General features: G+C 68.0%; 22 protein-coding genes (1 of these 22 running past the window's edge). 15 read left to right on the plus strand and 7 right to left on the minus strand.

Going from position 1 to position 19,711, the window contains the following annotated elements; translation table 11 throughout:
* Positions 1-81 precede the first annotated feature (81 nt).
* On the minus strand, positions 82-549 hold the full coding sequence (gene ruvX, locus JHW45_RS03455; protein WP_272859566.1) for a Holliday junction resolvase RuvX: 468 nt from the start codon (positions 547-549) through the stop codon (positions 82-84).
* Positions 546-1,796 (minus strand): c-type cytochrome biogenesis protein CcmI, encoded by a 1,251-nt coding sequence (ccmI, locus tag JHW45_RS03460; protein ID WP_272859567.1) that lies wholly within the window; start codon positions 1,794-1,796, stop codon positions 546-548. Before ccmI ends, ruvX begins: the two co-directional genes overlap by 4 nt.
* Positions 1,797-2,041: 245 nt before the next feature.
* Between ccmI and JHW45_RS03465 the strand changes: the two genes are divergently transcribed.
* The 10 genes from JHW45_RS03465 to der all read left to right on the plus strand — a co-directional run bounded on the left by JHW45_RS03465 (position 2,042) and on the right by der (position 12,330).
* Complete coding sequence (locus tag JHW45_RS03465) at positions 2,042-3,307, plus strand: sarcosine oxidase subunit beta family protein (RefSeq protein ID WP_272859568.1); 1,266 nt, start codon at positions 2,042-2,044, stop codon at positions 3,305-3,307.
* Between the two features lie 92 nt (positions 3,308-3,399).
* Positions 3,400-3,693, plus strand: a complete 294-nt coding sequence (locus tag JHW45_RS03470) for a hypothetical protein (RefSeq protein WP_272859569.1) — start codon at positions 3,400-3,402, stop codon at positions 3,691-3,693.
* Between the two features lie 102 nt (positions 3,694-3,795).
* Positions 3,796-4,143, plus strand: coding sequence for a TfoX/Sxy family protein (locus tag JHW45_RS03475; RefSeq protein ID WP_272859570.1), 348 nt, complete (start codon positions 3,796-3,798; stop codon positions 4,141-4,143).
* Positions 4,144-4,479: a sarcosine oxidase subunit delta gene (locus JHW45_RS03480; RefSeq protein WP_272859571.1), complete on the plus strand. Its 336-nt coding sequence runs from the start codon at positions 4,144-4,146 to the stop codon at positions 4,477-4,479. It abuts the gene before it with no gap.
* Positions 4,476-7,403 (plus strand): sarcosine oxidase subunit alpha family protein, encoded by a 2,928-nt coding sequence (locus JHW45_RS03485; RefSeq protein WP_272859572.1) that lies wholly within the window; start codon positions 4,476-4,478, stop codon positions 7,401-7,403. Before JHW45_RS03480 ends, JHW45_RS03485 begins: the two co-directional genes overlap by 4 nt.
* Positions 7,396-7,914 carry a sarcosine oxidase subunit gamma gene (locus JHW45_RS03490; protein ID WP_272859573.1) on the plus strand — a complete coding sequence of 173 codons (519 nt, stop codon included), beginning with the start codon at positions 7,396-7,398 and terminating at the stop codon, positions 7,912-7,914. Before JHW45_RS03485 ends, JHW45_RS03490 begins: the two co-directional genes overlap by 8 nt.
* A 160-nt stretch (positions 7,915-8,074) precedes the next feature.
* The gene (locus JHW45_RS03495) at positions 8,075-8,674 is read left to right on the plus strand and encodes a superoxide dismutase (RefSeq protein WP_272859574.1); all 600 of its coding nucleotides are present in this window, start codon (positions 8,075-8,077) and stop codon (positions 8,672-8,674) included.
* Positions 8,675-8,818: 144 nt separating this feature from the next.
* Positions 8,819-9,487, plus strand: coding sequence for a hypothetical protein (locus JHW45_RS03500; protein WP_272859575.1), 669 nt, complete (start codon positions 8,819-8,821; stop codon positions 9,485-9,487).
* Positions 9,488-9,526: 39 nt separating this feature from the next.
* On the plus strand, positions 9,527-10,852 hold the full coding sequence (locus JHW45_RS03505; RefSeq protein WP_272859576.1) for an outer membrane protein assembly factor BamB family protein: 1,326 nt from the start codon (positions 9,527-9,529) through the stop codon (positions 10,850-10,852).
* Positions 10,849-12,330, plus strand: coding sequence for a ribosome biogenesis GTPase Der (der, locus tag JHW45_RS03510; protein ID WP_272859577.1), 1,482 nt, complete (start codon positions 10,849-10,851; stop codon positions 12,328-12,330). The genes JHW45_RS03505 and der overlap by 4 nt, the downstream gene beginning before the upstream one ends.
* Position 12,331: 1 nt before the next feature.
* Here der and JHW45_RS03515 read toward each other — a convergent pair whose 3' ends face one another.
* The 4 genes from JHW45_RS03515 to JHW45_RS03530 form a co-directional block, all read right to left on the minus strand.
* Positions 12,332-13,081 carry a hypothetical protein gene (locus JHW45_RS03515; RefSeq protein WP_272859578.1) on the minus strand — a complete coding sequence of 250 codons (750 nt, stop codon included), beginning with the start codon at positions 13,079-13,081 and terminating at the stop codon, positions 12,332-12,334.
* A 67-nt stretch (positions 13,082-13,148) separates the two neighbouring features.
* Positions 13,149-14,441 carry a serine--tRNA ligase gene (serS, locus tag JHW45_RS03520; RefSeq protein ID WP_272859579.1) on the minus strand — a complete coding sequence of 431 codons (1,293 nt, stop codon included), beginning with the start codon at positions 14,439-14,441 and terminating at the stop codon, positions 13,149-13,151.
* A gap of 118 nt (positions 14,442-14,559) precedes the next feature.
* Positions 14,560-14,928: an ArsR/SmtB family transcription factor gene (locus tag JHW45_RS03525; RefSeq protein WP_419181828.1), complete on the minus strand. Its 369-nt coding sequence runs from the start codon at positions 14,926-14,928 to the stop codon at positions 14,560-14,562.
* Complete coding sequence (locus JHW45_RS03530; protein ID WP_272859580.1) at positions 14,925-15,344, minus strand: thioredoxin domain-containing protein; 420 nt, start codon at positions 15,342-15,344, stop codon at positions 14,925-14,927. The genes JHW45_RS03525 and JHW45_RS03530 overlap by 4 nt, the downstream gene beginning before the upstream one ends.
* 159 nt (positions 15,345-15,503) lie before the next feature.
* Here JHW45_RS03530 and meaB point away from each other — a divergent pair, with 159 nt between their 5' ends.
* From meaB to JHW45_RS03550, 4 genes are all read left to right on the plus strand, one after another.
* Positions 15,504-16,475: a methylmalonyl Co-A mutase-associated GTPase MeaB gene (gene meaB / locus JHW45_RS03535; protein WP_272859581.1), complete on the plus strand. Its 972-nt coding sequence runs from the start codon at positions 15,504-15,506 to the stop codon at positions 16,473-16,475.
* A 68-nt stretch (positions 16,476-16,543) separates the two neighbouring features.
* Positions 16,544-17,590, plus strand: a complete 1,047-nt coding sequence (locus tag JHW45_RS03540) for a bifunctional transcriptional activator/DNA repair enzyme AdaA (RefSeq protein ID WP_272859582.1) — start codon at positions 16,544-16,546, stop codon at positions 17,588-17,590.
* A 190-nt stretch (positions 17,591-17,780) separates the two neighbouring features.
* Entirely contained in the window at positions 17,781-18,080 is a 300-nt protein-coding gene (rpmB, locus tag JHW45_RS03545) for a 50S ribosomal protein L28 (protein WP_272859583.1), read from the plus strand.
* 192 nt (positions 18,081-18,272) lie between these two features.
* Positions 18,273-18,740 carry a copper chaperone PCu(A)C gene (locus JHW45_RS03550; RefSeq protein ID WP_272859584.1) on the plus strand — a complete coding sequence of 156 codons (468 nt, stop codon included), beginning with the start codon at positions 18,273-18,275 and terminating at the stop codon, positions 18,738-18,740.
* Positions 18,741-18,780: 40 nt separating this feature from the next.
* On the opposite strand, the gene JHW45_RS03555 is transcribed toward JHW45_RS03550, so the two are convergent.
* Positions 18,781-19,575, minus strand: coding sequence for an enoyl-CoA hydratase (locus JHW45_RS03555; RefSeq protein ID WP_272859585.1), 795 nt, complete (start codon positions 19,573-19,575; stop codon positions 18,781-18,783).
* 56 nt (positions 19,576-19,631) lie between these two features.
* On the opposite strand from JHW45_RS03555, the gene JHW45_RS03560 reads away from it, so the two are divergent.
* Positions 19,632-19,711 carry the start of a PaaI family thioesterase gene (locus tag JHW45_RS03560; protein WP_272859586.1) on the plus strand. 373 nt of this gene lie beyond the right edge of the window, so 80 of the gene's 453 nt are visible here — the first part of the coding sequence; the start codon lies at positions 19,632-19,634; its stop codon lies beyond the right edge, outside the window.

Genomic DNA, 19,711 nt, shown 5'->3' on the forward strand with positions numbered 1-19,711 from the left:
GAAGGGTGGCGAAACCGTCGCAAGGCGGCAGGCAGACCACGGAGTCGGGCCGCCCTGCACGTGTCGAAGGCACGCGCCATGTCAGCCCAGATGGCGCAGCCGGTCCAGCGCGCCTTGCAGGATATAGCCGGCGGCCACCTGATCGATCAGTTCGGCGCGGCGGCGGCGCGAGGTGTTGGCCTCCAGCAGGGCGCGTTCGGCGGCGACGGTGGACAGGCGTTCGTCCCAGAACCCGATGGGCAGATCGGTCAGCCGCGACAGGTTGCGGGCGAAGGCGCGCGTCGACTGCGCCCGCGGCCCCTCGCTGCCGTCCATGTTGCGCGGAAGACCCAGGATCATCCCGGTCAGGGCGCGGTCGGTGACGATGCGCAGCAGATCGGCGGCGTCCAGCGTGAATTTGCGCCGCCGGATCACCGTCAGCGGCGAGGCGACCTGCCGCATCCCGTCGCTGACCGCCACGCCGATGGTCCTGGTGCCCAGATCCAGCCCGGCCAGCGCGCCGGCGCGGGGCAGGGCGGCGGCGAAATCGGCCATGTCGTCATGGATCATTCGATCAGACCCGCCTGTTGCGCGGCGGCGCGAAGGCTGTCCATCGCCTCGGGGCGCGCGGCAAAGCGGGTCTGCGCCTCGGTCCAGATGTCGCGGGCGTGATCGGTCCGGCCCAATATGCCGAGGGAGGCGATCAGCCGCGCCCATTCCTCGGGCGTGCCGCCCTGTTCGGCCAGACGCGATTCCAGCCGCGCGACCATGCCGCCGATCATCTCTTGCCGTTCCTGGGCAGTCATGTCGCCGGCCGCCGCCATCGCATCCGCATCCGGCCCCGGCAGGGCGGACGCCTCGGGCGGCGGCGGCGGGACATAATCGGGCTGTCCCGCCAGCCACGCCAGATCGCGGATGCTGCTGCGGATCGGGTCAAGCCAGGGGGCGTCGTGCGGCCCCTGTTCAAGCAGGCTGCGCCAGATCGGAAAGGCCCGGTCGGGGCGGCCGTTCTGCAATTGCAGCAGACCCAGAAGATAGCGGGCCTGCGGCTGGGACGGGTCCTTTTGCAGCGACCGCGCCAGCACGTTTTCCGCCTCGGGCGTGATCAGCCCGCCGGCCATCTCCATCATCAGGGCGGACAGGCGCATAAGTTCGTCCGCAGAGGCGCGATCGCCGCGCAGATCGACCAGACGCTGCTGCGCGTCGCGCGCCGCGGCGATGTTGCCCAGTCGCATCTCGCTGGTGGACAGCAGCGCCAGGCCCTGCGGATCGCCCGGGTTGTTCGCGACGGCATCGCGCAATTGTTCGACCAGCGCGACATAGGCGTCGTCGGACGCCGCGTCCATGTCGGCCTGACCGGCAGGCTGGGGCGCGCGCGCCTCGGCCTCGGCCTGGCTGGGGCGGTTGTCATAGGCGCGTTCGGCCATCGCGACGCGGGTGGCGATGGGCAGGTCGGGCGCGCCGGGCGCACCCTCGCGCCAGTAGATCGCGACCGCGCCGGCCAGCAGCAGGATCATCACCGCGCCTGCCGCGATGGTCGCGCCGCCGGGTGCGGGCGGGCCGGCCCGGGACAGGCGGCGGTCGGCATCCAGAACCTTGCGGCCGATTTCGGTGCGCAACCGGGCGGCATCGTCGGCGCCGATCACCCCGCGTTCCAGATCGCGTTCGACCTCGCGCAGCTGATCGCGATAGACCTGCAGATCATAGGCCGCGGCGGGCTGCGCGTCGCGGTCGGCGGCCCCGTGCAGGCGCCAGATCGGCGCAAGGATTGCGACGGTCACGGCGACAAGAAGGGCTGCGGAAACGATCCAGAACATTCCATTCCTCCGGTTGCCCCTAGCTGTAGTGCGGATGCGCGCCGACCGAAAGTGGCGCGGCGTCGCACATACCCGCCCCTGCCTTGCGCTGACGAAGAATTCATCGCGCGTTCGCCGGGCCGCGTCAGACGGTCACGCCCCGGATCGCGTGCCCATGTCGGATTCCGGCGCGATCTGCCGCAACACGTCTTGAGTGCGGGTCGCGCCGGGGCCATTGTGGCGCAAATTCTGCCAGGGGTTCTCCGATGCCGACTGCGACGCGTTCCGGCCGCTATTCCGTCTTTGCCATCGCGCGCGAGGCGTTTCGCCAGCATCAGGGCTGGGGCCGCGCATGGGCCAGCCCGCAGCCGCGCGACCGATACCGGATCGTGATCGTGGGCGCGGGCGGGCACGGTCTGGCGACCGCGTATTATCTGGGCCGGAATTTCGGCATCACCGACATCGCCGTGATCGAAAAGGGCTGGCTGGGCGGCGGCAATACCGGACGCAACACCACGATCATCCGCAGCAACTATCTGCAGGACCCGTCGGCGGCGATCTATGACCAGTCGCTGTCGCTGTATGAAACGCTGTCGCAGGACCTGAACTATAACGTGATGTTCAGCCCGCGCGGACTGATCATGCTGGCGCAGACCGAGCCCGAGGTTCGCGGCTACAAGCGCACCGCCTATGCCAACCATCTGCAAGGCGTCGCGACCGAGTGGATCGAGCCGCAGCGGCTGAAGGAACTGGTGCCGATCATCAATCTGGACGGGCCGCGCTATCCGGTGCTGGGCGGGCTGTATCAGGCACGCGGCGGCACGGCGCGCCACGATGCGGTTGCGTGGGGCTATGCGCGCGCCTGTTCGGATATGGGCATGCACATCATCCAGAACTGCGAGGTGCAGGGCATCGAGACCGAGGGCGGGCAGGTCCGGGCCGTCACCACCTCGAAGGGCCGGATCGGCTGCGACAGGCTGGCGCTGATCGTGGCCGGCCATTCGTCGCAGCTGGCGCAGATGGCCGGGTTCCGCCTGCCGATCGAAAGTGTCGCGTTGCAGGCGCTGGTCAGCGAACCGATCAAGCCGTGCATGGACGTGGTCGTGATGGCCAACACCGTCCACGGCTACATGTCGCAATCCGACAAGGGCGAGATGGTGATCGGCGGCGGCACCGACGGCTTCAACAATTTCACCCAACGCGGATCGTGGCATCACATCGAAGAGACGGTGCGCGCCCTGGTCGAGACGTTTCCGATGATCTCGCGTCTCAAGATGCTGCGGCAATGGGGCGGGATCGTGGACATGACCGGCGACCGATCGCCCATCCTGTCGGCCACTCCGGTCGGCGGAATCTATGTCAATTGCGGCTGGGGCACCGGCGGGTTCAAGGCGATTCCGGGGTCGGGCTGGGCGATGGCCGATCTGCTGGCCAACGACCGTCCCGGCCCGCTGGCCCAGCCATTCGGGCTGAACCGGTTCCGCGAGGGGCGGTTCATCGACGAATCGGTCGCCGCCGGCGTCGCGCATTAGGCAGGGTTTCGCCGCATGATCGACCATTTCGGAACGGATCGTCGCAGATGGGCATTGGGTTGCCAGCAAGCTTCTGAGCGAAAGGAACAATCATGGCTGAGCGCAACAACAACAACGCCCTGTATTTCATCGTCGGTGCGGTCGTCGTGGTCGTCGCATTGCTGTTCTTCTTCATGGCGGGCGACGATGTGGACACCGCAGGCGATGCCGTCGTGCCCGCAGACGGCGACACCACCGTCACCGTCGATACCGCGCCCGATGCCCCGGCGGACGATCAGGTGGATGTGGCGCCGGTGGACGATGCCGTTGTGGATGAAACCCCGGCCGATACCGAACCGGTCGATCCCGCGCCTGTCGAGGGCGAGGCCGAACCGGCCGCCAACTAGAACCCTGACAGCACTCGCGCGGACCGGCATGTCCGGCCCGTGCGCGATGCCGGCCGGACCGGGGGCGATGTCCCCGGTCCTTGCCTGCGCGAAGGGCCGGACATGACCCGCGATCCCGCGCTGGAGGCGCGGATGGCGCAGGATTTCGCGGATTTGGTCGCGGCCGCCGGCGATCTGGACGGTAAGCCCATGTTCGGCGGCTGGTGCTTTCTTCTGCGCGGGCACATGCTGGCGGCGGCGCGGACCGGCCGCGCGATGTTTCGGGTGGGTGTGGCGGCGCAGGACGATGCGCTGGCGCTGCCGGATACAGGATCCATGTCGCTGGCCGGGCGTCCGAAACCGGGCTATGTCTGGCTGTCCGAACCCGCGCTGTCCGACGGGTCCGTCCGCCGCCGGCTGGCCCTGATGGCGTGTGCCCATGTCTCTGACCTTCCGCCCAAGGATGCCTGAATGCTGATCCTGACCTGTCCGTATTGCGGGCTGAACGCCGAGGAAACCGAGCTTCATCCGGGCGGAGAGGCGCATCTGACCCGCATCGGCCCCGCCGGATCGGACGACGCGTTCGAGGATTACATGTTCGCCCGCCGCAACCCCAAGGGCGTGCATCTGGAACGCTGGCGGCACGCCTATGGCTGCGGCAAGTGGTTTCTGGCCGCGCGCGACACCGTCACGATGCAGGTCTATGGCACCTATTTTGCCCAGAGCCGCACCCCGCCGCAGGACATCGTGGACAGGATCCGCAAGGTCCACCCCGACTGGCAGCCACAGGAAAGCGACCCCGCATGAGCCGCACCCCCCCTTTCCGCCTGGCCCGTGGCGGCCGCCTGATCGACCGCGCCTTCCAGATCCCGTTCCGCTTTGACGGCCGGTCCCTGCGCGGGGTGCAGGGCGATACGCTGGCCTCGGCGATGCTGGCCTGCGGGCAGATGATGATGGGACGGTCGTTCAAGTATCACCGCCCGCGCGGCCCGGTCGCATCCGGCACCGAGGAACCCAACGCCCTGTTCGGGCTGGGCCAGGGCGGCCGGTTCGAGCCGAACCAGAGGGCCACGACCACCGCGCTGGTGCCGGGGATGGTCTTGCACAGCCAGAATTGCTGGCCGTCGCTGGATGCCGATATCGGCGCGGTCAACAACTGGCTGTCGCCGATGTTTCCCGCCGGCTTCTACTACAAGACCTTCATCCATCCGCGCCCGTTCTGGAAACATCTGTTCGAGCCGATCATCCGGCGCAGCGCCGGGCTGGGCCGCGCGCCGGTCGATCCCGATCCGGATCGCTATGAACAGGCTTACGCGCATGTTGGTACGGTCGTGGTCGGCGGCGGCATCGCCGGGCTGACGGCGGCGCGCGAGGCGGCCGAGCAGGGCGGACGGGTGCTGGTTCTGGAACAGAACCCCGTCTGGGGCGGGCGCAGCCCGGTCGATCACAAGGGCGGCGAGGCCGCGATCGCGGCGCTGCTGGACGATCTGCGGGCGCGCGACAACGTCACGCTGCGCCGCAACACGATGGCGACCGGGCTTTACGATCACGGCTATCTTCTGGCGCGCGAGACGCTGGCCGATCACGAACCGGCCCGCGCCCTGCCGCGCCAGCGGCTGTGGCGCATCCGCGCGGGCCACGTCGTCACCGCGACCGGGGCGCTGGAACGTCCGCTGGCTTTTGCCTGCAACGATGTGCCGGGGGTCATGCTGGCCTCGGCCGTGCGCGATTTCATCGTCGATTACGGCGTCGCACCCGGTCAGCGGATCGTGGTCGTCACCAATAACGACGATGCCTATCGCACCGCGCTGATCGCGCAGGATGCCGGGCTGGACGTCACCGTGCTGGAGGCGCGCGACCGCGCCGATGGCGATCTGCCGCAGGCGGCGCGGGCGCAGAACATCACCGTCCTGACCGGCACCGCCATCGCCAAGGTGAATGGCAGCCGCCATGTCGAATCGGTGACGATCTGCGGCCAGAACGGGGCAGGCAAGCCCACCGGCAGCATCGATTGCGACGTGGTCGCGATGTCGGGCGGCTGGTCGCCGGTCGTTCATCTTTACAGCCATTGCGGCGGCAAGCTGATCTGGGACGAGGATCGGGCGATGTTCCGCCCCGACCCGGACCGCCCGCCTGTGGGTGCCGCCGGGCAGGGCAATGTCACCGCCGTGGGCGCCGCAAACGGCGATCTGCGCTGCGCGGGCGATCTGGAACGGGCCGAGGATGCGACGATGCCGGTCTGGTGCATGCCACGCCACGCGCCCTACAGGCTGCGGGCCAAAATGTGGCTGGATTTCCAGAACGATGTGAAGGTGACCGATGTGCAACTGGCCGCGCGCGAAGGTTACGCCAGCGTTGAACACACCAAGCGATACACCACGCTGGGGATGGCCTCCGATCAGGGCAAGATCAGCAATATCAACGGGCTGGCCGTGCTGTCCGACGCGCTGAAACAGCCGATCCCGCAGACCGGCACCACGACCTTCCGCCCGCCCTATGCGCCGCTGACGCTGGCCACCATCGCGGCCGAGGCGCGCGGCGACGCGTTCCAGCCCCTGCGCAAATCGCCGATGCATGATTGGCACGAACGTCACGGCGCATCGTGGGAACCCGTCGTCCAGTGGCGTCGCCCCTATTGCTATCCGCGCGGGGACGAGGATCGGCAGGCGGCGGTCAGCCGCGAAATCCTGGCCGTGCGCGGCTCGGTCGGGACGCTGGACGCCTCGACCCTGGGCAAGATCCTGGTCAAGGGGCCGGATGCGGGGCGTTTCCTTGACATGATGTATACCAACATGATGTCCACGCTGCCGGTCGGCAAATGCCGCTATGGCCTGATGTGCAACGAGAACGGGTTTTTGATGGATGACGGCGTGGTCGCGCGGCTGTCGGACGATGCCTGGCTGTGCCACACCACGACCGGCGGGGCGGAGCGTGTCAACGGCCACATGGAAGACTGGCTGCAATGCGAATGGTGGGACTGGCAGGTCCATACCGTCAACCTGACCGAACAATTCGCCCAGATCGCCATTGCCGGCCCGAAGGCGCGCGATCTGCTGGAACGGCTGCCGGGCAGCGTCGATCTGTCGGCGCAGGCGCTGTCGTTCATGCAGTGGACCCAAGGCGACATCGCCGGCATCCCCGCCCGCGTCTTCCGGATCAGCTTTTCGGGCGAGCTGAGCTTCGAGGTCGCGGTGCCCGCCGGGCGCGGTCTGGAACTGTGGGAAAAGCTGCACGAGGCGGGCCGCGATCTGGATATCGTCGCCTATGGCACCGAGGCCATGCACGTGATGCGCGCGGAAAAAGGGTTCATCATGATCGGCGATGAGACCGACGGCACGATCATCCCGCAGGATCTGGGCCTTGGCTGGGCGATCAGCAAGAAAAAGACCGACTATATCGGCAAGCGCGCCCAGATGCGCAGCTTCATGAAGGATCGGTCCCGCTGGCAACTGGTCGGACTGGACAGCGTCGACGGGCGGCTGATCCCCGATGGCGCGCTTGCGGTGGATTCGGGCACCAATGCCAACGGTCAGCGCAGGACGCAGGGGCGCGTCACCTCCAGCTATCATTCGCCGACGCTGGGGCGGCCCATCGCGATGGCGCTGGTGCGGCACGGGCCGGACCGGATGGGGCAGGTGCTGGAATTTCCCATGCCCTCGGGCGAGGTGCTGAAGGGGCGGATCTGCGATCCGGTCTTCTACGACAGGGAAGGGGCGCGGCAGAATGGCTGAGGCGCTTGCAAGGGTGAGCCGCGTGGGCGGAATGGGAATGGTGACGATCCGCGCCGATCTGGACCGCGCGGGCGATGCCATCGCCGAGGCTGCGGGGCTTGCCATTCCCGCCCGCACGAGGATCGTCACCGATGGCCGCCGCTGTCTGGGTTGGATGTCGCCCGATGAATTGCTGCTGATCGTGCCGCTGCCGGATCTGCCCGAGGCGATCGCGGCACTGGAACAGGCGCTGACCGGCGAACATGCGCTGGTCGTCGATGTCTCGGACGCGCGGGTCATGCTGGACGTCACCGGCGCAGGGGCGGGCGAGGTGATCGCCAAGCTGTGCCCCGCCGATCTGGACGCCATCGGCGCGGACGGTTTGCGGCGGACGCGGGCGGCGCAGACGGCGGTGGCGATCTGGCGCATCGCGGACGGGTTTCGTCTGATCGGTTTCCGCTCGACCGCCGACTATCTGACGCTGATCCTGAGGAACGCGGCGATTCCGGGCAGCGGACTGGAGCCGCGCTAAGGTTGTCGCGCGCCCTGCCGGTCCGGCAGGGGCGGGCGGCTGGCGCAAAAGGGCTTTTTCCGCGCATGCAGGAACCTGCCATCGCCCCTTGCGTTGACCCGGCGAATGCGGGACGCTTTGGGCCGACCGCGCGTTCAACCCTTTCAGAAAGGAGAGGAAAATGGCTTTCACCCTTCCCGATCTTCCCTATGCGCATGACGCTTTGGCCGGGTCCGGCATGTCCAAGGAGACGCTGGAATACCACCACGACAAGCACCACAACGCCTATGTCGAGAAACTGAACGAACTTGTTTCCGGCACCGAATGGGAAGGCAAGTCGCTTGAGGATATCGTCAAGGGCACCTACCAGAAGGGTGCCGTGGCGCAGAACGGCATTTTCAACAACGCCAGCCAGCATTGGAACCACAGCCAGTTCTGGGAGATGATGACCCCGAAATCGGGTTCGATCCCGTCCGAGCTGGAAAAGGCGCTGACCGACAGTTTCGGTTCGGTCGATGAGTTCAAGAAACAGTTTGCGGCCAAGGGCGGCGGGCAGTTCGGGTCGGGCTGGGCCTGGCTGGTCAAGGGTGCCGATGGCGGGCTTGAGATCACCTCGACCGAGAACGGGGTGAACCCGCTGTGCTTCGGCCAGACCGCGCTGTTGGGCTGCGATGTGTGGGAACACAGCTATTACATCGATTTCCGCAATGCGCGCCCGAAATACCTGTCGAACTTCCTCGACAATCTGGTGAACTGGGAAAACGTCGCGTCGCGCATGTAAGTCGCGCGCGATCCCCACACCGCAAGCCTGCCGGACCGACCGTCCGGCAGGCTTTCTGCTGTCGGGCAACCCGTTCATGGCATTGGCAATCCCGGCTTGCCCGGTATAAGAGGGCGGGCGACGAAAGAACTGCGGAATGCGGCGATGGCCAACCAGAATGACAGCTTCATCGACGAGGTGACCGAGGATCTTCGGCGCGACAGGCTGTTTGCGCTGTTTCGCCGCTATGGCTGGGTCGCGCTGGCGCTGATCCTGCTGGTGGTGGCGGGCGTCAGCTGGCGCGAATACAGCCAGGCGCGCCAGCAGGCCGCGGCGCAGCAATGGGGCGATGCGATCCTGATGGCCAAGGCGTCGGGCGACCCGGCGGCGGTGCTGAAGGTCGATCCCCAGGGCGCGCCGGGACGGCGGACGCTGGCGGGGCTGCTGGCGGCGGCCGGATGGGTGGACAGCGGCGGCGTCGATGCCGCCGGCGACACGCTGCGCAACATCGCGCAGGCCGACGCGCAGGACACGGTTCTGCAGGATCTGGCGCAACTGAAACTGGTGATGCTGCGCGGCGCGCAGATGGACCCGTCGGAACGCGACGCGATCCTGACGCGGATCTCGCGTGCGGGCGCGCCGTTCGAATTGCTGGCGCTGGAACAGAAGGCGATTGCGCTGGTCGGGGCGGGGCGCACGGAAGACGCGATCACGCTGATCCGTCAGATCCAGCAGAAGGACGGTCTCAGCGAAGCCTTGCGTCGCCGCCTGTCCGAGATGATGATCGCCCTGGGGGTCGAGCCGGACCCGACGGAAACCATGCAAGCCGGCTGATCGAACCGGCCAATGACGACAGACGAGGGAGAGGCGAGGATGAGCGTCACGCTGCGACTGACCATGGCCCTGGCGGCCGCGCTGAGCCTGTCGGCCTGCGGCGATCGCGATGTGATCCTGCCCGGCCCGCGGCTGGACCCGCTTGCCGTGACCTCGCCCGACGGGCCGGCGGTCGAAGGCGCGGCGCCGGTCAGTTCCACCGTGCTGTCGCTGGCCGCGCCGCGCGTGAACGGCGACTGGACGCACCGTGCCGGAAACGCGGCCCATCAGCCGGGGCACGTGGCCCTGGGCGCCGGCACGACCCGGATCTGGAGCAGCGATATCGGTCAGGGCAACGACCGCCGTCACCGGATCGCCGCCGATCCGGTCGTGGCCGGCGGGCTGGTCTTTACCCTGGACAGCCGCGCCCGCGTCACCGCCACGACGCTGTCGGGCCGCACCGCCTGGAGCGCCGACATCACCCCGCCGCTGGAAAGCGCCAACAGCGCCTCGGGCGGCGGGCTGGCGTTCGAAGGCGGGCGGGTCTTCGTCACCACCGGCTTTGGCGAACTGGTGGCGCTGGATGCGGCTTCGGGCGGGGTGCTGTGGCGACAGCGCGTGGACGCGCCCATCGGCGGCGGCCCGGCAGTGTCGGGCGGCACGGTGTTCGTCGTGGCGCGCAACAATGTCGGCTGGGCGGTCCGCGCCGCCGATGGACGGGTCATGTGGCAGACATCGGGAACGCCGTCGTCCTCCGGCGTGATGGGCGTGTCGGTCCCGGCGGTGCAGGGCAATACGGTCGTCTTCCCGTTTTCCTCCGGCCAGCTTCTGGCGGCGGACACCGAAAGCGGCGCGACGCAATGGACCGCGCAACTGGCGGGCAGCCGCAGCGGGCGGGCGATTGCGTGGGTGCGCGACGTGACCGGCGATCCGGTGATCTCGGTCGGGCGGGTCTATGGCGGCACCTCGTCGGGGCGGATCAACGCGGTCGAGATGAATTCTGGCATCGAGGACTGGTCCGCCACCGACGGCGCCAACAGCCCGGTCGTCGTGGCCGGCGGATCGGTGTTCGCGGTCAACGATCAGGCACAGCTGATCCGGCTGGATGCGGCGACGGGGGGCGTGATCTGGCGCATCGACCTGCCCTATTTCACCGATCGCAGGGTCAGGAAACAGGATCGCATCCATGCCCATTACGGCCCGGTTCTGGCCGGCGGGCGGCTGTTCGTCGCCTCGTCCGACGGGGTGCTGCGGGCCTTCGATCCGGCCTCGGGACGGCTGGTCGGGCAGGGGGCGATCCCCGGCGGCGCGGCCTCGGCCCCGGTCGTGGCGAACCAGACCCTGTTTGTCGTGTCGCGCAGCGGCCAGTTGCACGCTTTCAGATGAGTTTCACCCTCGCCATCGTCGGTCGCCCCAATGTCGGCAAATCGACCCTGTTCAACCGGCTTGTGGGCAAGCGTCTGGCGCTGGTCGACGATCAGCCCGGCGTGACCCGCGACCTGCGCGAGGGGGCGGGGCGTCTGGGCGATCTGCGTTTCGTGGTGATCGACAGCGCCGGTCTGGAAATGGTCGATGACGACAGTTTGCAGGGCAGGATGCGGCGGCTGACCGAACGCGCCGTGGACGAGGCCGATATCTGCCTGTTCGTGATCGACGCGCGCGTGGGCGTGACCGCCGCGGACGAATATTTCGCCGACATCCTGCGCAGGCGCGCGCGGCATGTGATCGTGGCCGCCAACAAATCCGAGGGTCGCGCGGGCGAGGCTGGCGCGATGGAAGCCTATGCCCTGGGGCTGGGCGAGCCGCTGCGCATCTCGGCCGAACATGGCGAGGGGCTGGACGATCTGTATCGCGTCCTTGCACCGCTGGCCGACCGGGTCGAGGAGGAACGGCCCCAACCGATCGAGGCCGCGACCGATGTCGATCTGTCGGAAGAGGATGCCGAAACCGGCGAAGGGGCCGAGGAATGGCGCCCGTCCGAGGCGCGGCCGCTGCAACTTGCGGTGATCGGGCGGCCGAATGCCGGCAAATCGACGCTGATCAACAAGATCCTGGGCGAGGAACGTCTGCTGACCGGCCCCGAGGCCGGGATCACCCGCGATTCCATCTCGGTGACGACGAACTTCATGGGCACGCCGATGCGGATCTTCGACACGGCGGGCATGCGCAAGCGCGCCAAGGTGACGGACAAGGTCGAAAAGCTGTCCGTGGCCGACGGGCTGCGCGCCGTCCGCTTTGCCGAGGTCGTGGTGGTGCTGCTGGACGTGGCCATTCCGTTCGAGCAGCAGGATCTGCGCATCGCCGATTTCGCCGAGACCGAGGGTCGGGCGGTGGTCGTGGCGGCGAACAAATGGGATCTGGAAGACGACAAGCCGCACAAGCTGAACGAATTGCGCGCCAGTTTCGAAAAACTGCTGCCGCAGTTGAAGGGGGCGCCGCTGGTCACCGTCTCGGCGCGGACGGGAAAGGGGCTGGACCGTCTGCACGCGGCGATCCTGAAGGCGCACGAGGTCTGGAACCGGCGCGTCTCGACCGCCCGGCTGAACCGCTGGCTTGAGGCGATGACCGAAAGCCACCCTCCGCCCGCGCCGGGGGGGCGGCGGATCAGGCTGCGCTATATGACGCAGGTCAAGACGCGCCCGCCCGCCTTCATCGTCAAGGCGACCCATACCGACAAGCTGCCCGACAGCTATCAACGCTATCTGGTCAACGGGCTGCGCGAGGATTTCGACATGCCGGGCACGCCGATCCGGCTGTTCTTCCGCGACCAGGGCGGCGACAACCCCTATCGCCACAAGGCCACCAAGATCAGCCAGTCGGGCGCGCTGTCCAAGCACAAGACCAGGCAACGCCCGAAAGGCTGACTTAGCTGGCGGCGCGGATCAGCACGGCGGTCATCGCGGCGATGCCAAGCGTGGCGGCAAGCGCCGTGGCCGGCGCGCTGGCCATGGTGGTGATCGCCAGCGCGCAGAACGCCCAGATCAGCGCGGCGGAATACGCGAATGAGCGGGCCAGCCGCACCTGCACCGCCATGCCGATGATCGCGGCCGGCAGGATCGCCAGCACCGCGGTCTGCCCGGCCGAGAAGCCGCCATACCGGCCCAGCTCGGCCGCCACCGCCGCCGAGGCGACGCCCGTCATCCAGCCCGCCAGAAAGCCGATCGCGCCGCGCCGCTGTCCGGTCGTGCGGATCGCCGCCCCCGTGGCCGCGACCGCGCCGACCAGCAGCAGACCCGCCGCCGCCATCGGCACCGGCTTCAGCAGCCACGGCCCGACGGCGCCGGCCAGCAGCGCGATGGACAGATACGGCCATGCCCGCATGTGCCGGGCTTTCGGCGCCGCGCCCGATCTGGCGATGGCATCGCCCGCCACCGCCGCGAACACGGCCAGCAACAGCGCCCACATCACCGGATTTTCGGGCCGGACGTAAAGCTGGGGGATCAGCAGCGCTCGGGACGGATCGTCAAATCCAAGCGACAGCGAGAACAGCGGCCCGTCGATGCCGTCAAGCTGGCTGAGACGCGGCACCGGGCGGGGGCGAAAGGCCAATACCAGACCGCCGACGACAAACGCCGCCGCCGCCACAAGCTGCACGATCCTGGCCAACCCGAACATGCAGACCGAACGTCTTGGCGCGGCCCCCGGTTTCTGTCTTTCTGTGCTGCGCGCGAACCGGGCCGGTTCAGTCCAGCTTTCCGTCCGCGGTCAGGCGCGCGGCCCCGCCCAGATAGGGCGCAAGCACGGCGGGCAGGCGAACCGATCCATCCTGCTGCTGGCCGTTTTCCAGCACCGCGATCAGCGTCCGCCCGACCGCCAGTCCCGATCCGTTCAGCGTGTGGACGAATTCCGGCTTGCCGCCGCCTTCGGGGCGATAGCGGGCGTTCATCCGCCGCGCCTGGAAATCGCCGCAATAGCTGATGCTGCTGATCTCGCGATAGCGGTGCTGCCCGGGCAGCCACACCTCGATATCGTGGGTGATGCGGGCGCCGAAACCCATGTCGCCGGTGCACAGCACGACGGTGCGATAGGGCAGATCCAGCGCCTGAAGAACGGCCTCGGCGCAGCCGGTCATGCGCGCATGTTCGTCCACCCCGCTGTCGGCATCGGTGATCGACACCATCTCGACCTTTTCGAACTGGTGCTGGCGCAGCATGCCGGTCGTGTCGCGCCCGGCGCTGCCGGCTTCGGACCGGAAACACTGGCTGTGGGCGACCAGCCGGCGGGGCAGGCTGGCCTGTTCGACCAGTTCGCCGTGGACGGTGTTGGTCAGCGTCACCTCGGAGGTAGGGATCAGCCAGTGCCCCTCGCGGGTCTGATAGCTGTCCTCGCCGAATTTCGGCAACTGCCCGGTGCCCAGCATCATCGCCTCCAGCACCAGAACCGGCGTCCACGTCTCTTCAAGACCGTGGCGGGTGATGTGAAGATCAAGCATGAACTGCGCCAGCGCGCGATGCAGGCGGGCAACCGCCCCCTTCAGCAGCACGAACCGGCTGCCCGACAATCTGGCGGCGGTTTCGAAATCCATGCCGGGCCGGACGCCCGCGATCTCGAAATGTTCGACGGGGGTGAAATCGAAGGTCGCGGGCGTGCCCCACCGCTTCAGTTCGACATTGTCATCCTCGTCCCGGCCTTCGGGCACGCTGTCCAGCGGCAAGTTGGGGATCTGCATCAGCAGATCGCGCAGGCGGTCGTCCAGCAGCGCGGCTTCGGCCTGCATGCGCGCGATGTCGGTTTTCTTTTCGGTGACAAGCTGGCGCAACCGCTGGAATTCGGCGTCGTCGCCACGCCCCTTGGCCGCGCCCGCATCCTTGCTGGCCCGGTTCTGTTCGGCCTGCGCGGTTTCGGCCGCGGCGATCATCGCCCGGCGTTCGGCATCCAGCGCCAGAACCTGCGCCGACATCGCATCGCCGCCGCGCCGCGTCAGCGCGGCATCGAACTCGTCGGGATTTTCGCGGATGGCACGGATGTCATGCATGGCGGGCACCGTTACAGATTGAACTGGCGAAACGACTAGCCCAACCCGACGCCAAGCAAAAGCCCGGCCTTGCCCGCCGCGCCGAATTATCGGGTAAAGCGGGACATGCCGAGGGTCGCTAGCCGGCGCAGAACAGGCGATACATCAGCCCCACCACCTCGGCTGCGCGCGGGTCCGACACCGAATATTGCCGCGCCTTGCCGTCGCGGCGGCACGAGACCAACCCCTCGGCCCGCAGCCGGGCCAGCTGCTGGCTGACCGCGGCCTGACGCTGACCCAGAAGCTGTTCCAGTTCGGACACGGTCTTTTCGCCGTCCGACAGGTGGCACAGGATCATCATCCGTCCCTCATGCGCCAGCGCCTTCATGAAGGCGGCCGCCTCGGTCGCGCGGTCCATCATGTCGGCGGCGGAAATCTGGCCGCCGTCGGGCGTATCGGGCGGTGCAGGACGCGGTTCGTCGTCGGTTGCGGGGCCGGGGCGTGTCATCGCGCCCCCTGCGCCAGCATCCGGCCGATCAGCGGATAGAACGAATTGTCGCCAGTATACCCCTCAAGCCGGGCAAGTTCCCTGCCGTGGTCCAGCAGGATGAAGGTCGGCGTGATCCGGGGCCGCCGGGCCAGCGCGACACCGTCCGGCCACGGCCCGTCGATATCGGTCCGCATCAGCGGCGCGGCCCGCCCGGCGGCCGATGCGGCATAGCCCGGCCCAATCCTGCGATGCCATGCCTGGCAATAGACGCAGGCGGGGGATTCCACCATCAGCAGGCGCACCGGCGTCCGGGTCCAGTCCACGCGATCAGGCCCGATCGTGCCGGCGGATGCGGCACCGCCCACCGCCCGGACGGCGGGAAGGGCGAAAGCCGCAGCACTGGTCGATGCAAGGCAGAACAGACGGCGCCGCATGGGACATTTCCTTCAGAAACGATCCATGACATCTAGGCCTTGGCGAAACCCCTGACAAGCATCGCGCCCGTGGCCGGGGTCCAAGGCTTGGCATTTCGGGCAGGTGGCAATATCCACGGAGGGGAGGGGGCGGTCGGTCCCCGTTTCCGAAGGGGCCGCATGGACGATCTGCTTGAACCTTTGATGCAGGGGGACCGCCGCGCCCTGTCGCGCGCGATCACGCTGATCGAATCGACGCGGGCCGACCACCGTGAACGCGCAATCTCTCTGCTGTCGCGGCTGCCGGATCGTCAGGCGCTGCGCATCGGGCTGTCGGGGACGCCGGGCGTGGGCAAATCGACCTTCATCGAGGCGTTCGGCACGATGCTGACCGCGAAGGGGATGAAGGTCGCGGTGCTGGCGGTCGATCCGTCCTCGGCCCGGTCGGGCGGCTCGATCCTTGGCGACAAGACCCGGATGGAGCATCTGTCGCGCAATCCCGACGCCTTCATCCGGCCCAGCCCGTCCAGCGCGGAACTGGGCGGCGTCGCCCGGCGCACGCGCGAGGCGGTGCGGCTGTGCGAGGCCGCAGGTTATGACGTGGTGCTGATCGAGACGGTCGGCGTGGGCCAGTCCGAAACGCTGGTGGCCGACATGTCCGACGTGTTCGTGCTGCTGCTGGCGCCGGCAGGCGGCGATGAGTTGCAGGGCGTCAAGCGCGGGATCATGGAAATGGCCGATCTGATCCTGGTGAACAAGGCCGATGGCGATCTGCTGTCCGCCGCGCGCCGCACGGTGTCGGATTATTCCGGCGCGCTGCGCCTGTTGCGCAAGCGTCCGCAGGACCCCAAGGGGTTTCCCAAGGCGCTGCCCGTGTCGGCCGCGACCGGCGAGGGGCTGGACAACGCATGGGACCAGATGACAGCGCTGGCCGAATGGCGCCGCGCGGAAAGCCATTTCGACGCCAATCGCGCGGCGCAGGCGCGGCACTGGTTTCTGGCCGAGCTTCGCGCCGGGGTGCTGGCGCAGCTGGACGCGCCGGATGCGAAGGCGCAGGTGCAGGATCTGGGCGATGCGGTGGCTGCGGGACGGATGACGCCCGGTGCTGCGGCCGCGCGGATGCTGGACCATCTGGCGGCCAAGCGGAAATAGACGCCCGTTTTCGCGCCCCGGTTCCGGCGCGAATCGGTTAGACAGGACGCATGACGAAGGAATGCGCCATGCTGGATCTGCCCGCCCCCGACACGCTGTATGCGGCCCTGCTGCAACGCGACCCGACCTATGAGGGGCGCGCCTGGGTCGGCGTCACCACGACCGGCATCTTCTGCCGGCTGACCTGCCCTGCCCGCAAGCCGCGCCCCGAAAACTGCCGCTGGTTCGCCGACCCGGCCGAGGCGCAGCGGGCCGGGTTCCGTCCCTGCCGCCGCTGCTGGCCGGTGGGCGCCACGGCCGAGGGAGACAGGACCGTGACCCGGCTGACCGCCGCCCTGCGCGACGATCCGATGCGGCGCTGGTCCGAGGCGGACCTGGTCGCGATGGGGCTTCATCCCTCGACGGTGCGCCGGGCGTTCCGGCGGCATTTCGGACAAAGTTTCTTGCAGATGGCGCGCGATGCGCGGCTGCGGGGCGGGGTGCAGACACTGAGAAAGGGGGCCGCCGTGATCGACGCCCAACTGGATGCGGGGTTCGATTCGGCCTCGGGGTTTCGCAGCGCGTTTCAGCGCCTGTTCGGACACGCACCGCATCATCTGCGCCACAAGGCCGATCTGCGCGCCGACTGGATCGACACGCCGCTTGGCGGAATGATCGCGATTGCGGACGACGACGCCCTGCACCTGCTGGAATTCGTGGATCGCAAGGCGCTGGCAGAAGGGTTGCGCAAGCTGTCGGCGATGGTGGGCGGCCGCATCGGGTTGGGCCGCAGCGCCATCACCGACCGGATCGAGGCAGAGCTTGCCGCCTATTTCGCCGGCCGGCAGCCGCGGTTTTCGGTGCCGGTGCGGATGTATGGGACCGATTTCCAGCGCCGTGTCTGGCAGGAGCTGCAAGCGATCCCGGCGGGGCAGACGCGCAGCTATGCCGAACTTGCCGCGCAGATCGGCCGGCCGACGGCGATTCGGGCCGTGGCGCGCGCCAACGCCACGAACCGGCTTGCGCTGGTCGTGCCCTGTCACCGGGTGATCGGCGCAGATGGCCGGTTGAGCGGCTATGCTGGCGGGCTGTGGCGCAAGGAAAAGCTGATCCAGGCGGAACGCGCCTATGCGTGATCAGGCGGGTGCGTGGCCGCGCCGTCTGCTGTGGCGCGGGTTTTTGCGGATGATTGCGGTTGACGCGCCATGTCCGCCGCTGTAATCACCCGCGAACGGAATTCCGGGCGCTGCCTCGCGGCGCCCTTGTCAATTCGGTCGGACCCATCTGCCGGGAACGCCCGTTAAGCTGAGACGAAGGATAAACACCATGTCGCGCGTCTGCGAACTGACCGGCAAAGGTCCGATGACCGGCAACAATGTCAGCCACGCCAACAACCGGAGCCGTCGCCGGTTCCTGCCGAACCTGAACGATGTCACGCTGACGTCGGAAAAGATGGGCCGCAGCTATTCCCTGCGGATTTCGGCGGCTGCCCTGCGCTCGGTCGATCACCGGGGCGGTCTGGACGAGTTTCTGATCAAGGCGAAGGATGCCGACCTGTCGGACCGCGCGCTGAAGATCAAGCGCGAGATCGCGAAAAAGGAAGGCCCGGCGGAACTGCAGGCCTGACCCCCGGCCCATGCGCCGCGTCTTGCCCCGCCCCGGCGGGGTTTTCGCGTTCGGGGGTGCATAGGTCATTGCCCGATCCGCTGCGACAGAATGGCCGCTGGAAGACGCCCGGCATTTGCGCCAATCTGCGCCCGACCGCTGCGGCATCGGGTTTGCCGGGCTGATCCGGACCGAAAAGAAGGAACCCTGAGGATGAACAAGGCGATCATGGCCGTCATGGCGGCGCTGATACCCGCGGCCGCGACAGCCCAAGGGGTCGAGATCCGCGATGCCTATGCCCGCAGCGCGAACCCGGTGACCGGGGCTGCGTTCATGGTGCTGGAAAATACCGGCGATGTGGACTGCCGGCTGGTCGGCGCAAGCTCGGACATGGCCGAACAGGTCGGGCTGCATGTCCATCACGAGGTCGATGGCGTGATGAAGATGGCAGAGGCCGAAGACGGTTTCGCCATCCCCGCCCAGGGCAGCCACGCGCTGACCCGCGGCGGCGATCACATCATGTTCATGGGGCTGACCTCGCCCTGGGAAGACGGCGACAGCGTGGCGATGACGCTGGATTTCGGCGATTGCGGCACACGCCGGATCGACATTGTGGTGGACAATGCACGGATGCCGGAAAATGGGCATGGCGGCGGCAAGGTGCAGCACGACGGGCATTGATCCGGAAGATCGTGGGGGCCGTCGTCGCGCGGCTGAACCGCTAGTCCTTGCCGGCCCATGACGGCTGGCGCTTTTCCAGAAATGCCGCGATGCCTTCATCCGTTTCCGGCAGCATCAGATTCTCGCAGATCGCGCCGCTGGCGCTGCGATAGGCGTCGGGCAGGTCAAGGCCCAACTGTTCGTAAAAGGCGCGCTTGCCCATCCGCACCGCCTGCGGCAGCTTGCGGGCGATCTGCTGCGCAAGCTGCATCGCCTGGTCGGCCAGATCCGTCGCCGGAACCACGCGATTGACCAACCCAAGCTGACAGGCGCGGTCGGCGTCGATGAAATCGCCCGTGACCAGCATCTCGAACGCCGCGCGCGGTGCGATCGCGCGGCTGAGCGCCACCATCGGCGTCGAACAGAACAGCCCGATATCCACGCCGTTGACGCCGAACCTGGCCCCCTTGGCCGCGAGCGCCAGATCGCAGGCGGCGACCAGCTGGCATCCCGCGGCGGTGGCGACGCCCTGAACCTGGGCGATGACAGGCTGGGGCAGGGCGGGAATCATCTGCATCATGCCGGCGCAGCGGTCGAACAGGATGTCAAAGCTGGCGCGCCCGGCGTCATCGTCGTCACGCGCCGCCTGCATCTGTCGCAGATCGTGGCCGACGCAAAAGGCTTTTCCGGCCGCCGACAGGATCACGGCGCGGATCGCATCGTCGGTCTCGATCTGCCGGAACGCGTCCGCCACCGCGTCGATCATCCCAAGCGACAGGACGTTGAACCTGTCGGGCGCATTCAGTGTCAGCCGCGCGACATGACCGGTGTCGTTGCGTAAGACCAGGTCTTGCATCTTGAACTCTCCTCGCTTTGCCGGAAGCGTAGGGGGCGAACGGGCAGGGGGAAAGTATGGACATCGTGATGGACGCCGACGCGCTGAACGCCTTTCTGGCGTCCGAGTTTCCGCAGGTCGCGGACAGCTATTGCGT

This window comes from Paracoccus stylophorae (genome assembly GCF_028553765.1).
Classification (GTDB): domain Bacteria; phylum Pseudomonadota; class Alphaproteobacteria; order Rhodobacterales; family Rhodobacteraceae; genus Paracoccus; species Paracoccus stylophorae.